Source organism: Ferruginivarius sediminum, from assembly GCF_003344765.1.
Classification (GTDB): Bacteria; Pseudomonadota; Alphaproteobacteria; order Kiloniellales; family Rhodovibrionaceae; genus Ferruginivarius; species Ferruginivarius sediminum.
The window spans coordinates 50,226-64,339 of sequence record NZ_QPMH01000009.1; the positions used below are offsets into that span (position 1 = coordinate 50,226).

General features: G+C 67.3%; 11 protein-coding genes. 3 read left to right on the plus strand and 8 right to left on the minus strand.

The features are described 5' to 3' along the window. The first annotated feature begins 177 nt into the window (after positions 1-177). Positions 178-3,888 (plus strand): vitamin B12-dependent ribonucleotide reductase, encoded by a 3,711-nt coding sequence (locus DRB17_RS11155; RefSeq protein WP_114582290.1) that lies wholly within the window; start codon positions 178-180, stop codon positions 3,886-3,888. Between the two features lie 396 nt (positions 3,889-4,284). Here DRB17_RS11155 and DRB17_RS11160 read toward each other — a convergent pair whose 3' ends face one another. The 3 genes from DRB17_RS11160 to DRB17_RS11170 all read right to left on the minus strand — a co-directional run bounded on the left by DRB17_RS11160 (position 4,285) and on the right by DRB17_RS11170 (position 7,626). Continuing rightward, a complete protein-coding gene (locus DRB17_RS11160) occupies positions 4,285-5,679 on the minus strand; it encodes an FAD-binding oxidoreductase (RefSeq protein ID WP_114582291.1) in 1,395 nt (464 codons plus the stop codon). 84 nt (positions 5,680-5,763) lie between these two features. Continuing rightward, entirely contained in the window at positions 5,764-7,071 is a 1,308-nt protein-coding gene (locus DRB17_RS11165) for a TRAP transporter large permease (protein ID WP_114582292.1), read from the minus strand. Between the two features lie 3 nt (positions 7,072-7,074). After that, on the minus strand, positions 7,075-7,626 hold the full coding sequence (locus tag DRB17_RS11170) for a TRAP transporter small permease (RefSeq protein ID WP_114582293.1): 552 nt from the start codon (positions 7,624-7,626) through the stop codon (positions 7,075-7,077). Positions 7,627-7,714: 88 nt separating this feature from the next. On the opposite strand from DRB17_RS11170, the gene DRB17_RS11175 reads away from it, so the two are divergent. Continuing rightward, positions 7,715-8,683, plus strand: a complete 969-nt coding sequence (locus tag DRB17_RS11175) for a magnesium transporter CorA family protein (protein ID WP_241503815.1) — start codon at positions 7,715-7,717, stop codon at positions 8,681-8,683. On the opposite strand, the gene DRB17_RS11180 is transcribed toward DRB17_RS11175, so the two are convergent. From DRB17_RS11180 to DRB17_RS11200, 5 genes are all read right to left on the minus strand, one after another. Then, positions 8,684-9,415, minus strand: a complete 732-nt coding sequence (locus DRB17_RS11180; RefSeq protein ID WP_114582295.1) for an HAD-IA family hydrolase — start codon at positions 9,413-9,415, stop codon at positions 8,684-8,686. A gap of 25 nt (positions 9,416-9,440) precedes the next feature. Next, on the minus strand, positions 9,441-10,049 hold the full coding sequence (locus tag DRB17_RS11185; RefSeq protein WP_114582296.1) for a glutathione S-transferase family protein: 609 nt from the start codon (positions 10,047-10,049) through the stop codon (positions 9,441-9,443). A 43-nt stretch (positions 10,050-10,092) separates the two neighbouring features. Beyond that, positions 10,093-10,863: a hydroxyacylglutathione hydrolase gene (gloB, locus tag DRB17_RS11190; protein WP_114582297.1), complete on the minus strand. Its 771-nt coding sequence runs from the start codon at positions 10,861-10,863 to the stop codon at positions 10,093-10,095. A gap of 96 nt (positions 10,864-10,959) precedes the next feature. Then, positions 10,960-12,096: a carboxylate-amine ligase gene (locus DRB17_RS11195; protein ID WP_114582298.1), complete on the minus strand. Its 1,137-nt coding sequence runs from the start codon at positions 12,094-12,096 to the stop codon at positions 10,960-10,962. Between the two features lie 72 nt (positions 12,097-12,168). Beyond that, positions 12,169-12,984 carry an N-formylglutamate amidohydrolase gene (locus DRB17_RS11200; RefSeq protein ID WP_114582299.1) on the minus strand — a complete coding sequence of 272 codons (816 nt, stop codon included), beginning with the start codon at positions 12,982-12,984 and terminating at the stop codon, positions 12,169-12,171. A gap of 98 nt (positions 12,985-13,082) precedes the next feature. Between DRB17_RS11200 and DRB17_RS11205 the strand changes: the two genes are divergently transcribed. After that, entirely contained in the window at positions 13,083-14,093 is a 1,011-nt protein-coding gene (locus tag DRB17_RS11205; RefSeq protein WP_421778699.1) for a 4-hydroxyproline epimerase, read from the plus strand. Positions 14,094-14,114: the final 21 nt, after the last annotated feature.

Here is a 14,114-nt window from a genome sequence, read left to right on the forward strand (position 1 = left end):
CCAATCCCAAGATATGGAATTTTGGCCTTGCCAGGATCCGGGCTATGACGGCAATATCTTGTGGTCACGGGGGCTGCGCGCACTATTGGTAGGCTCGCCAGCCCGGCAGCGGTCGAAACGAGAGCCGCGCAGGAAATTTGCGCGTCACGACGAGGAAGTTCAGGGGGACCGACAGAGATGCGGATCGAGCGCCGATTCACCGAAGCCGGCAAAGACGTTTACGAAGATATTCCGTTCCGCTTCACATCGAGCGAGATCCGCAATCCCGACGGCTCGGTCGTGTTCCAGCAGGAGCAGATCGAGGTTCCGGCGGACTGGAGCCAGGTGGCCAGCGACATCCTGGCGCAGAAGTATTTCCGCAAGCGCGGCGTGGCCCGCAGCCTGAAGCGCGTGGAGGAGAACGACGTCCCTTCCTGGCTCTGGCGCTCGGTGCCGGACGAGGCCAAGCTGGCGGCCCTGCCGGAGGACGGCCGTTACACGGGCGAAGCCAGCGCGAAGCAGGTGTTCGACCGGCTGGCCGGGACCTGGACGTACTGGGGGTGGAAGGGCGGCTACTTCGATTCCGAGGAGGACGCCCGCGCCTACTACGACGAGATGCGCTACATGCTGGCCGCGCAGATGGCCGCACCGAACTCGCCGCAGTGGTTCAACACCGGCCTGCACTGGGCCTATGGCATCGACGGTCCCAGCCAGGGCCATCACTATGTCGACTACAAGACCGGCAAGTTGACGCGCGCCGAAAGTGCCTATGAGCACCCCCAGCCGCATGCCTGCTTCATCCAGTCGGTCAATGACGACCTGGTGAACGAGAACGGCATCATGGACCTGTGGGTGCGCGAAGCGCGGCTGTTCAAGTACGGCTCGGGCACCGGCACCAACTTCTCGGCGGTGCGCGGCGAGGGCGAGTCGCTGGCCGGCGGCGGGCGTTCGTCCGGCCTGATGTCGTTCCTGAAGATCGGCGACCGCGCGGCCGGCGCCATCAAGTCCGGCGGCACCACGCGGCGCGCGGCGAAGATGGTGACGGTCGACATCGATCATCCCGACATCGAGACCTTCATCGACTGGAAGGTGACCGAGGAGCAGAAGGTCGCGGCGCTGGTCGCCGGCTCCAAGACCGCGCGTTACCACATGTCGGTGATCATGCAGGCCTGCAACGCCATGCGCGAGGCCGGCGAGGACGCCTTCGATCCGAAGAGGAACAAGGCGCTGAAGGCCGCGATCCGCGAGGCGCGCCGCGCGCATGTGCCCGAGAACTATGTCCAGCGCGTCATCCAGTTCGCCCGCCACGGCTATACCGCGATCGAGTTCCGCGCCTACGACACCGACTGGGACAGCGAGGCGTACCTGACCGTCTCGGGCCAGAACTCCAACAACTCGGTCCGGGTGACGAACGATTTCCTAAAGGCGGTGGACGCCGACGGCACGTGGGAATTGCGCCGGCGTACCGACGGCAAGATCGCCAATACCGTGCGTGCCCGCGACCTGTGGGAGAAGATCGGCTACTCGGCGTGGGCCTGCGCCGATCCGGGCCTGCAGTTCGACACCACCATCAACGAGTGGCACACCTGCCCGAACTCGGGGCGGATCAACGCCTCGAACCCGTGTTCGGAGTACATGTTCCTCGATGACACGGCGTGCAACCTGGCCTCGATGAACCTGATGACCTTCCGCGGCGCGGACGGCGAGTTCGACGTGGCGGCCTTCGAGCATGCCACGCGGCTGTGGACGATCACGCTCGAGATCTCTGTCCTGATGGCGCAGTTCCCCTCGGAGGCGATTGCCGAGCTGTCGTACCGTTACCGCACCCTGGGGCTGGGCTACGCCAACCTGGGCGGTCTGCTGATGGCGCAGGGCCTGTCCTATGACAGCGATGAGGGCCGCGCGGTCTGCGGGGCGATCTCGGCGCTGATGACCGGCGTGGCCTATGCCACCTCGGCCGAGATGGCGGGTGAGCTGGGCGCCTTCCCGGGCTATGACGCCAACCGGGACGAGATGCTGCGGGTGATCCGCAACCACCGCCGCGCCGCGCATGGCGAGGACAAGGGCTACGAGGCGCTGTCCGTGGCGCCGGTGGCGCTCGACCACGCCAGCCTGTCGCAGCCGGAGATTGGCCGCGCGGCGGCGAAGGCCTGGGACCGGGCGCTGTCGCTGGGCGAGGAGAGCGGCTACCGCAACGCCCAGGCCACGGTGATCGCACCGACCGGCACCATCGGTCTGGTGATGGACTGCGATACGACGGGCATCGAGCCGGACTTCGCGCTGGTGAAGTTCAAGAAGCTGGCCGGCGGCGGCTACTTCAAGATCATCAACCGCACGGTGCCCGAGGCGCTGGCCAAGCTGGGCTACGGCGAGGTGGAGGTCGAGGAGATCGTCCGCTATGCCGTCGGCCACGGCACGCTGAAGGATTCGCCGGCCATCGACCACGAGGCGCTGCGGGCGAAGGGCTTCACCTCCGCCGCGATCGAGGCGGTGGAAAGCGCGCTGGCCAGCGCCTTCGACATCAAGTTCGCCTTCAACAAGTGGACTCTGGGCAGCGAGTTCTGCACCAAGGTGCTGGGTTTCACGCCGGCGCAGCTCGACGATTTCGGCTTCGACATGCTCAGCGAGCTGGGCTTTACCCGCGCCGAGATCGAGGCGGCGAACACCTACTGCTGCGGGGCGATGACGCTGGAGGGCGCGCCGTACCTGCGCGAGGAGCACCTGCCGGTGTTCGACTGCGCCAACCCCTGCGGCCGCAAGGGTCAGCGCTTCCTGTCGGTGGAAAGCCACATCCGCATGATGGCGGCGGCGCAGCCGTTCATCTCGGGCGCCATCTCGAAGACCATCAACATGCCTAACGCCGCCAGCGTCGAGGACTGCAAGGACGCCTACATGCTGTCCTGGCAGCTTGGCCTGAAGGCGAACGCGCTTTACCGCGACGGCTCCAAGCTGTCGCAGCCGCTATCGGCCACCAGCCTCGGCCTCGACGAGGAGGACCAGGACGAGGCCGAGGAGGCGGTGGAGGCCATCGCCGAGGCGCCGGCGCAGGAGCGCGCGGGCATGGTGGCCGAACGCGTCGTCGAGCGCGTCATCGAGCGCGAGCGCGCCGCCGAGCGCCGGCGCCTGCCCGACCGGCGCAAGGGCTATATCCAGAAGGCCGTGGTCGGCGGACACAAGGTCTATCTCCACACCGGCGAGTACGACGACGGCCGGCTGGGCGAGGTGTTCATCGACATGCACAAGGAGGGCGCGGCCTTCCGCTCGCTGATGAACAACTTCGCCATCGCCATCTCGATCGGCCTGCAGTACGGCGTGCCGCTGGAGGAGTTCGTGGACGCCTACACCTTCACTCGCTTCGAGCCCGCGGGCATGGTGCAGGGCAACGACCGCATCAAGATGTCGACCTCGCTGCTGGACTACATCTTCCGCGAGCTGGCGATCAGCTACCTCGGCCGCAACGACCTGTCGCACGTCGATACCGACGACACCCAGCCGGACGCGATGGGCGAGGGCGAGCGGCAGAGCGGCCTTCCCCAGCAGGACGCGGTCGTGGCGCAGATGCGCAAGGTGGCCTCCACCGGCTACGTCCGCAATTCGCTGAAGGTCTATGACGGCGGCCGCGGTGCCGGAACGGCCGAAGCGGGCGGTGTTGTGCAGCAAGCCGCCGCGGCAGGCGGCGCCGTCGAGGCAAGCGGTGTGCAGACCGTCGCGCGCGAGACCAGCTACGAGGCCTTTGCCGTCGAGACCAGCGTGACGCAGCAGGCGGACACCCGCCGCGAGCGCGCCCGCGAAGCCCGAATGAAGGGCTACGAGGGCGACCCTTGCGGCGACTGCGGCAACTTCACCCTGGTGCGCAACGGCACGTGCATGAAGTGCACCACCTGCGGCAGCACCAGCGGGTGTAGCTGACGGCCTCCGCGTCTCGAACAGGTGAGAGTGGGAGACGCGGAGAGAGACGACCGGCCGGGCGCGGCGACGCCTGGGCACTGGGGGACAGCGGCTCCGCACCGCGGCGCCGCGCTGGCCGGCCGAAGGAATCGCGGGGCGCCCGCACACGCCCCGCGGTGACGCCACCCGGGACCGGGTGGCAATGGGCCGGAGACGAATGGCGTTCCGTGGAGGGGGACGGACCCTCCAGCCCTCCGGCCGATCTCTGCGTGAGAGTTCTCCCTGTAACCTCAGGGGCGGGTCAAAATCCATAACGACACCCGCCCCTGTTTTCTGTCGGGGCGGATAAGTTTGTAGTGGAAGCTCAAGGCCTGGACGGAGCCCCGCGGCTGCGCCGTGGTGGAACGCTGGCAGGGCTCAATTGGCGTCCACGCGCACGATCTTTCCGGGATTCATGATGTTGAGCGGGTCAAGCGCCCGCTTGATGGCCGCCATGGCCGGCAGCAGGTCGCCGTGCTCCTGCTCCAACAGGTGCATCTTGCCATAGCCGATGCCGTGCTCGCCGGTGCAAGTGCCTTCCATCCTCAGCGCCCGTTCCACCAGCCGGTCGTTGAGGGCGGCCGCCTTCTCCATCTCCGCCTTGTCGTCGGGATCGACCACGAAGACGAGGTGGAAATTGCCGTCGCCGACGTGGCCGACGATGGGCGCCAGCAAACCCGTCTCCTCGATATCGCGCTTGGTCTCCAGCACGCATTCCGCCAGACGCGAGATCGGCACGCAGACGTCGGTCGGCCAGCCCTTGGCCCCCGGACGCAGGCCGATCGCGGCATAGAAGGCATCGTGGCGGGCCTGCCAGAGCTTGCCGCGCTCCTCCGGGCGGGTGGCCCAGCGGAAGTCGGTGCCGCCGTTGTCGCGGGCGATCTCGCCGGTCATCTCCGCCTGCTCGCGCGCCGAAGCCTCGGTGCCGTGGAATTCGAAGAAGATTGTCGGCTGGACTGGGTAGTCCAGCTTGGAGTTGCGATTCACGGCGTCCATCTGCACCTCGTCCAGCAACTCCATGCGCGCCACCGGGATGCCGGACTGGATCACCATCATCGCCGTATCGACCGCGCCCTCCAGCGTTGGAAAGGCGCAAACGGCGGAGCTGACGGCCTCGGGAATGCCGTGCAGGCGCAGGCGAACCTCGGTGATCACGCCAAGCGTGCCTTCCGAGCCCACCATCAGCCGCGTCAGGTCGTAGCCGGCGCTGGACTTCCGCGCCCGGCCGCCGGTATGCACCACCGAGCCGTCGGCCATCACCACCGTCAGGCCCAGCACGTTCTCCCGCATCGTGCCATAGCGTACCGCGTTCGTGCCGGACGCCCCGGTCGCCGCCATGCCGCCCAGCGAGGCGTCGGCGCCTGGATCGATGGGGAAAAACAGCCCGGTGTCGCGGATGTAGTCGTTAAGCTGCTTGCGCGTCACGCCGGCCTGCACCTTGCAGTCCAGGTCCTCGGCGTTGACCTCCAGCACCTCGTTCATCCGCGACAGGTCCAGGCTGACCCCACCCGACAGCGCGGCGACGTGCCCCTCCAGCGAGGTGCCGGTGCCGAAGGGGATCACCGGCTTGCGGTGCCGGGCGCAGATACGCACGATCTCCGCCACCTCCTCGGTCGAGGTGGCGAAGACGACGGCGTCCGGCGCGTGGGCGGGGTGGTACGATTCGTCGCGCCCGTGCTGCTCGCGCAGCGCCTGCGAGGTGCTGAGTCGATCCCCCAGCAGCGCGCCGAGTTCGTCCAGCCAGTTGGCTTCAAGCGCGGTCTCGCCCGCCATGTCCTTCCTCCAGCTTCGCAATGATATAATCCCACTGGAATGTGGCTGCCCCGGCGCCGTCCCGCAAGCGGAAGAGGGGGCGCGCTATTGCATCCGCGCCATCTGGTCTGGCAGCCACAGCGCAAGTTCGGGAAAGGCGACCAGCAGGACCACGGCCAGCAGCAGCAGACCGAAGAAGGGGATGGCGGCGCGGGCGATCTGCAGGATGTTGCGGCCGGTCAGGCCCTGCAGCACGAAGAGGTTGAAGCCCACCGGCGGTGTGATCTGCGACATCTCGACCACGATGACCAGGTAGATGCCGAACCAGATCCGGTCGATGCCCGCCGCCTCCACCATCGGCAGGATGACGGCGGTGGTCAGCACGACGACCGAGATCCCGTCCAGGAAGCAGCCCAGTACGATGAAGAACAGGGTCAGCGCCACCAGCAGCATGGCGGGCGACAGGTCCAGCGTGCCGATCCACTGCGCCAGCGTCCGGGGAATGCCGGTGAAGCCCATCGCCGAGGTCAGGAAGGCCGCCCCCGCCAGGATGAAGGCGATCATGCACGACGTCCGCGTCGCCCCCATCAGCCCGTCGCGGAAGCTGCGCCAGTCCAGGGTGCCCGACAGCCACGACAGCAACAGCGCCAGCGCCACGCCCACCGCAGCGGCGTCGGTGGGGCTTGCGATGCCAAGGTAGATCGAGCCGATCACGCCGACGATCAGCAGCACCACGGGGATCAGCCGGCGCGACTGCCAGACTTTCCGGCCGAACGCCATCGCCGGCTCGCGTGGCGGGGTGCGGGCGGGGTTCAGCACCGACCACAGCGCCACATAGCCCATGAACATCAGGACCAGCATTGCGCCCGGCACGATGCCGGCGACGAACAGCCGGGCGATGGATTCCTCGATGGCGACGCCATAGACGATCAGAATGATCGACGGCGGGATCAGCAGGCCCAGCGTGCCTGAGCCCGCCAGCGTGCCGATGGTCATGGTCTCGTCGTAGCCGCGCCGCGTCAGCTCGGGTATCGCCATCTTGCCGATGGTCGCCGCCGTCGCGGCCGAGGAGCCGGAGACGGCCGCGAAGATGCCGCAGCCCAGGATGTTCACGTGCATCAGCCGGCCGGGCAGGCGGCCCATCCAGGGCGCCAGGCCGCTGAACAGATCCTCCGACAAGCGCGAGCGGAACAGGATCTCCCCCATCCAGATGAACAGCGGCAGCGCCGCCAGCGCCCAGGAGTTGCTGGCGCCCCAGATCGTCGTCGCCATCACCCGGCCGACCGGCGCGCCGGTGAACAGCTCCATCGCCACCACGCCCACGCCCAGCAGCGAGAAGGCCACCCAGACGCCGCTGCCCAGCAGCGCGAAGAGCACCAGCACCAGGACGACGGTGAGGCCGAGGTGATCCATCGCTCACTCCGTCTCCCGCTCGTACACCGTCTCCCGCTCGTACATTGGCACCCGCCCGCGCAGCACCGAGACGAGCTCATCCAGCAGCGCCGTTGTCAGCACGATCAGGCCCAGCGCCATCGTGCTTTGCGGAATCCAGATCGGGATCGCCACCATGCCGGTGGACATGTCGCCGTAGCGCCAGCTCTCCAGGCACAGCAGCACCATGTAGACCGTGAAGTAGCCGGACAGCAGTCCCGCCGCCAGCAGGCACCATACCTCCGCCGCGTGGCGCAGGCGCGGCGGCAGCATCTGCAGCACCAGCGTAACCCGGATGTGCGCCCCGTGGCGCAATGTGTAGGCCAGCGCGAAGAAGGTCGCCGCCGCCAGGAAAAAGCCCGCGAACTCGGCATAGGAGGGAATGACGAGCCCGAAGGGTGTGCCGGTGATCCACTTCACCAGCGCGTCGACGACATTGGCGCCGACCTGCGCCAGCACCGCCAGCGCGATGGCGCACAGGAACATCGCCGCCAGGCCGCCGCTCGCCTTGTACAAGGCGTCCAGAAACCCCCTCATGCGCCGGAGCTTGCGGCCAAACGGTGTTGCAGGGCAAGCTCGCGATGCATTCCGACTCCGTTATGGGATTTCAGCCCGGGAGGGCCGCGTGATCCGCGTCTACAGCATCGAACAGGGCCGAATTTCCGTGCGCGAGGTCGCCGTCGGGGGCCCGTGGCCGGCGGATCTGGTGTGGATCGACCTGCTGCAGCTGGATACGGCAGAGGAAAAGGCCGTCGAACAGCACTTCGGTTTGGATATCCCGACGCGGGAGGAGATGGCGGAAATCGAGGCCTCCAGTCGCCTCTATCACACGACGAACGCCAGTTTCATGACGGCGACGCTGGTGACCAACGCGGACACGACGAACCCGGAAAGCAGCGTCGTCACCTTCATCGTGACCGAGTCGCTGCTGATCACGGTGCGCGACGCCGACCCGCTGCCGTTCCGCACGTTCACCGCGCACGCCCAGCGCCATCCCGACGAATATACCCGCCACGATGCGGTTCTCCTGGGCCTGCTGGAGGCCGTGGTGGACCGGCTTGCCGATATCCTGGAGTCGGCGCAGGCGCAGCTCGACGACATTTCGCGCGAGATCTTCGCGAACAGGCAGGGCAAGGCCAAGCCGGACTACCAAGACGTGCTGAAGCGTATCGGCCGCAACGGCGACCTGATTTCGAAAGCGCGCGAGAGCCTGGTGAGCATCGCGCGAATCGGCGCCTTCGCGCAGCCGCTGGAAAGCCTGCGTCGGCACAAGACGACGCAGGCGCAGATCAAGACGCTGCAGCAGGACGTCTCCTCGCTGTCCGATCATGCGTCGTTCCTGAACACCAAGGTCAGCCTGCTACTCGACGCCACGCTCGGCATGATCAGCATCGAGCAGAACGCCACGATCAAGATCTTCTCGGTCGTCGCCGTGGTGTTCCTGCCGCCGACGCTGATCGCCAGCATCTACGGTATGAACTTCCGTTACATGCCCGAACTGGACTGGCCCTTCGGCTACCCGCTGGCGCTCCTGGCGATGGTGATCTCGGCGATCCTGCCGTACGTCTTCTTCAAGCGCCGCGGCTGGCTGTAGTCAGCCGGCCATCTCCTTCTTGTGCGCCTCGACCAGCGCGGCCATCGAGGGGAAAACGATGTCCGGTTTCGGGGCACCCGGCGGCGGTGGGGTGGCACCCCAATCGCCATTGCCGCCGGCCTGGCCCTGCCGGTCGATCCAGCAGGTGGTGAGCCCCAATTCCTTGCCCGGTGCATGGTCGTGGAACAGCGACTGCGCGGTGTGCAACAGCCGGTCGAAGCCGACGCCGATCTCGCTCAGCCGTTCCAGGGCCATGTGGAAGGGCTTCAGGTTCGGCTTGTAGGCCCCGGCATCCTCGGCGGTGACGATGATGTCGAAATCGACGCCCAGCTTGCGGTTGGAGGCAACGAAGGACGCGCGGTCCACGTTCGAGATCACGCCGAGGCGATAGTGCCGGGCGAGATACGCCAGCGCCTCGGCGCTGTCCGGGAACGCCGGCCAGTTTCCGACCGATTCCCCGAACTCCGCCGCGTCGGCGGGGCGCGGCTCGACGCCGAAGGAGCGGGCAATGTCCTCGAACACCAGCTCCAGAACCTCGGGATAGCGGGTTTCCGGGTTCTCCTGCTGGCGCTTGGATTCGAAGCGGCCGAAAGCCGCCACGAGATCCGCCCGCGTTACCGCGAGGCCGGCGGATTCGGCCCAGGGCGTCAGCGCCTCCGCGATCCCGGTCTCCCAGTCGATCAGCGTGCCGTAGACATCGAAGGTCAGGGCGTCGAACTCGCTTAATCGCATTTCTTTCTCCCCGCCGCCGTCGCGCTCAGGCCGCTTTCGGAACGCTCGCCTGCATCGAAGGGCGCTGGGCAAAGGTTTCGAACCAGGCCGCCAGCCTGGGCCGGGCCGCGCGCCAGTCCTCGTCCGGGAAGCGGAAATCCAGATAGCCAAGCGCGCAGCCGACCGTGATCTGGGCGATGGTCAGGCGCTCTTCCAGCACGCCCTCATTACGCTCAAGCATGTCGAGGGCGCGGCGCACCTTCTCCGCCTGCCGGGTGTCCCACTCGGCCCAGTACAGCTCTGACGGCCGGCGGCTCCGTTCGACGAGGCGCGCCACGGCCGCTTCCAGTATACCGTCCGCCAGCGCGTGCAGGCGCAATGCCTGCCAGCGGCGCTCGCCCTCGGCGGGGAACAGCTTCTCGCCGTCGTGCAGGCTGTCCAGATATTCGCAGATCACACCTGAATCAAAGAGCGTTTCGCCGTCGTCCAGCACCAGCGCGGGGACCTTGCCCATCGGATTGTCGTCCGGCAGGTCGTCGTTCGGGTCCCAGGGGTTGGTGGGCTTCCAGGCGATGCGCTCGGCAAGGCCAAGCTCGGCGGCGGTCACCGTGACCTTCCGCACGAAGGGCGAGGTGGGCGAATGGCGCAGCAGCATACGAGGGCACTCCCTTGTGGACTGTATCGGGCACGCAGCCGGGTCAGAAGTTGTTGCGGCGCTGGCGCACCTCGGCGAAGACCGCGACCGGGTCGGCGCCGCCCATGCCCAGCGCCTGCGCAAGGCCGGGATCGTCGGCGCGCAGGAAAGGATTGGTCTCCAGTTCTTCGCCCAGGGTCGAGGGGATGGTTGGCTGACCCTTGGCGCGCAGCTCGTCGATCCGCTTCGCCCGCTCCTTCAGCTTTGCATTGTCGGGGTCGACGCTGAGCGCGCAGCGGGCGTTGGTCTGCGTGTACTCGTGGCCGCAGTAGATTCGCGTTTGCGGCGGCAGGTCGCGCAGCTTTTGCAGGGAGTTCCACATCTGCGCCGCGTCGCCCTCGAACAGCCGGCCGCAGCCCAGCGCGAACAGGGTATCCCCGGTGAAGATCACATCGGCGTTGTGGAACCAGAAGCAGATGTGTCCGCGCGTGTGGCCGGGGGTGAAGAAGACCTTCGCCTCGGCGTTGCCGACCTTGTAGGTGTCGCCTTCCTCAAGCGCCACCTGCAGGCCGGGAATCCGGGCCTCGTCGTACTTCGGGCCAACGATGGGGGCGCCGGTGGCCCGCTGGATCTCCAGGTTGCCGCCGGTATGGTCGCCGTGGTGGTGCGTGTTCAGGATGTGGCTGATGGTCCAGCCTTTCTTTTCCGCCGCCTTCAGCACCGGCTCTGCCACGGCCGGATCGACCACGGCGGTCTCGCCGCTCTCGGGCTCGTGGGCAAGATAGATATAATTGTCGGAAAGCGCGGGAACGAGCTCAACCTCAAGCTGCGCCATCGCGGCGGTCCTCCTTCTGGGGTCTCTGTTGGCCGGCAGGGTAATGGCTTAACTGCCCTGGTAAAAGGCCGTCGCGGCGAAGAGCATCCAGGCGGGCTAAAGGTCGGCGACGGTTTCCTCCGCCAGCACGTCGACCACGCGCTTGAGCGCCTCGTCCTTGTCGCAGCCGTCCTGCATTGCCGCATGATAGACCGCGAGTTGGCGGTGGGCTGAGGTGCCGCGGCGCAGGATCTCGCGGGTGTGCAGCACCTCCGCGACGCAGCCCATCTCTTCCGCGTCCGGGCGGATGAACTCCAGCAACTCCTCCAGCAGCTCGCCGTAGGGCAGGATCTCGCCGCGCCCGAAATCCACCAGCCCCTCGTCGAAGCCATAGCGCTGCGCGCGCCAGCGGTTTTCCTGCACCAGCATGTTGGCATAGCGTCGCCAGCGCTGGTTATTGCGCTTCAGGCGGTGGAGCATGCGCAGAATGCAGGCGAACATCGCCGCGATGCAGATGCCGTCCTCCAGGCGCGTGCAGATGTCGGTGATGCGCATCTCCAGCGTCGGAAAGCGCGCGGAAGGGCGGATGTCCCACCAGATCTTCGTGCCGTCCTCGATCAGGCCGGCGGCGATCAGGATGTCGAGATGGCGCTGGTATTCGCCCCAGGACTGGAAATCCTCGGGCAGGCCGGTGCGCGGCAGTTCGTCGAACACCGCCAGTCGATAGGACTTCAGCCCCGTGCTCTCCCCGCGCCAGAACGGCGACGACGTCGACAGTGCCAGCAGGTGCGGCAGGAAGTACGCGGCCTGGCTCATCAGGTCCATGCGCAGGTCGTCGTCCTCGATGCCGACGTGGACGTGCATGGCGCAGATGATGAGCCGCCGGGCCACCGCCTGCATGTCGCGGGCCAGGATATGATAGCGCGCTTTGTCGGTGTGCTTCTGGCTGGTCCAGGCGGCATAGGGATGGGTGGAGGCCGCGATGGGCGCCAGGCCATATCCGTGCACCACCTCCGCCACGTTGCCGCGCAGGCCGGCAAGCTCGGCGCGGACGTCCTGCACGGTCTTGCAGACGCCGGTGCCGACCTCGATCTGGCTGCGCAGGAATTCGGGGCTGACGCGGCCCTTCATCCGGGCCTCGCAGGCCTCCATCAGGTCGTCGGGCACCTCGGTGACGAGGTCGCGCGTCTCCTGCTCGACCAGCAGGTATTCCTCCTCCACGCCGAGGGTGAAAGAGGGCGTGATTCGCGCCATGCCGGCATGTCCCGCGTGCGTTGCCGTTCCTTCGAGTTTGCCGTTCGCCAGGGAAACTTGCAAAGGCGGAAATCAGGAACCGCTCGGGCGGTAAAGCGCCGGATCGTCGAGAAGCGGGCGAAGGGCGTCGATCATGATGTCCGCCCATTCGCGCTGGCCGTGGCGCGTGTCGATCAGATCCTGGCGCAGCTCGATCAGCGCGTTCGCCAGCCCCCGCCGGTCGGCGTGGACGTGCTGGGTGTAGCCGTGGCCGTCGCGCCCGGAGTACGGCTCGTTGTCGCCGACGCAGTAGCCTTGCGCCGCCAGCCGCCGCATCAGCGGCACCGGAAGGCGCTCGTCGCTGTCCCACAGCACGCCGACGTGCCAGGGCCGCTCGCGCCCGCGCATCACCGGCGTGAAGGAGTGCATGGAGATCACGGCGGGCCGTCGCGCGGCCGTCTGCATGGAATCGAGCTGGCGCTCCACCGCGTCGTGATAGGGCCGGAAAAAGGCGGCCAGCCGCGCCTCAACCGCATCGCCGCCCAGGTCCTCGTTGCCCGGCACCACGGTCCCATCCGCGACCTGCGGCATCAGCGTCGGATCGTCGAGCTGCCGGTTCGGATCGACGATCAGCCGCGAGAAGTGCGAAAACACCGCCGGTGCATCCAGTGCGTCGGCCATCATTTCCGTCACCGGCGCGATGCCGATATCATAGGCGATGTGCCGCTCCAGATGCTCGTCGTTCAGCCCCAGCCGGTCCAGCGCGCGCGGGATGAAGTTGTCCGCGTGGTCGCACAGCAGCAGCACCGGGGCGCTGCCCCGTGGGTTGTAGACGTGGTAGGGTGCCGGCTCGTCGGCGGCGAGCAGGCCGGTTCCGGTCGTCCCGGCGGCTGTTTTGACATCGTTCATGGCGGCGCGATCATAGCCGGGCGGGAAGCGGGTGCAACCTTTCGGCCGGTCTGAGGGCACGGCGGTGCCCGAAGCGAGGAAGGCGAAAGACAAAGGACATGACAACCATCACCCCCAACACCTTCTTCTGCATCGACGGCCACACCTGCGGTAATCCGGTGCGTCTCGTTGCCGGTGGCGGGCCGGCGCTTCAGGGGGAAACGATGAGCGCGCGGCGGCAGGATTTCCTGTCGCGCTACGATTGGATCAGGACCGGCCTGATGTTCGAGCCGCGCGGCCACGACATGATGTCGGGCGCCATCCTCTACCCGCCGACGACGCAGGACGGCGATACCGGGGTCCTCTATATCGAGACATCGGGCTGCCTGCCGATGTGCGGTCACGGCACCATCGGCACCGTCACCTTCGCCTTGGAGCGCGGGCTGGTGGCGCCGCGCCGTGAGGGCGAGGTGCGCCTCGATACGCCGGCGGGCCGGGTGACGGCGCAGTACCGCGCCAGCCAGGGCCGGGTGGAGGCGGTGAAGATCACCAACGTCGGCGCCTACCTCGCGGAAAGCGGCGTCGAGGTGGAAGTGGAGACGCTGGGCCGCCTGCGCCTGGATGTCGCCTATGGCGGCAACTTCTACGCCATCATCGAACCGCAGGAGGCCTACGGCGGCCTGGAGTCGATCTCGGCCGGGGATATCCTGCGCCTGTCGCCACTGGTGCGCCGCGCCGTGAACGAGGCGGTGGACCTCGTGCACCCGGAGGATCCGACGATTCGCGGCTGTAGCCACGTCATGTGGACCGGTACGCCGACACAGCCGGGGGTCAATGCCCGCAACGCCGTGTTCTACGGCGACCGCGCCATCGACCGCAGCCCGTGCGGCACCGGCACCTCGGCACGCATGGCTCAGCTTGCCGCGCGCGGCGACTTGATGGTGGGCGACAGCTTCGTCCACGAGAGCATTATCGGCTCTCTCTTCACCGGCCGGGTCGAGGCCTGTACCGAGGTCGGCAACCACCCTGCCATTGTGCCCTCGATCGAGGGCTGGGCCGTCATCACCGGCTTCAACACGCTCTTCCTGGACCCGCGCGATCCCTACGTCAAAGGCTTCCAGGTGGTGTGAGGGAGCCGCAAGCTCCCCCAC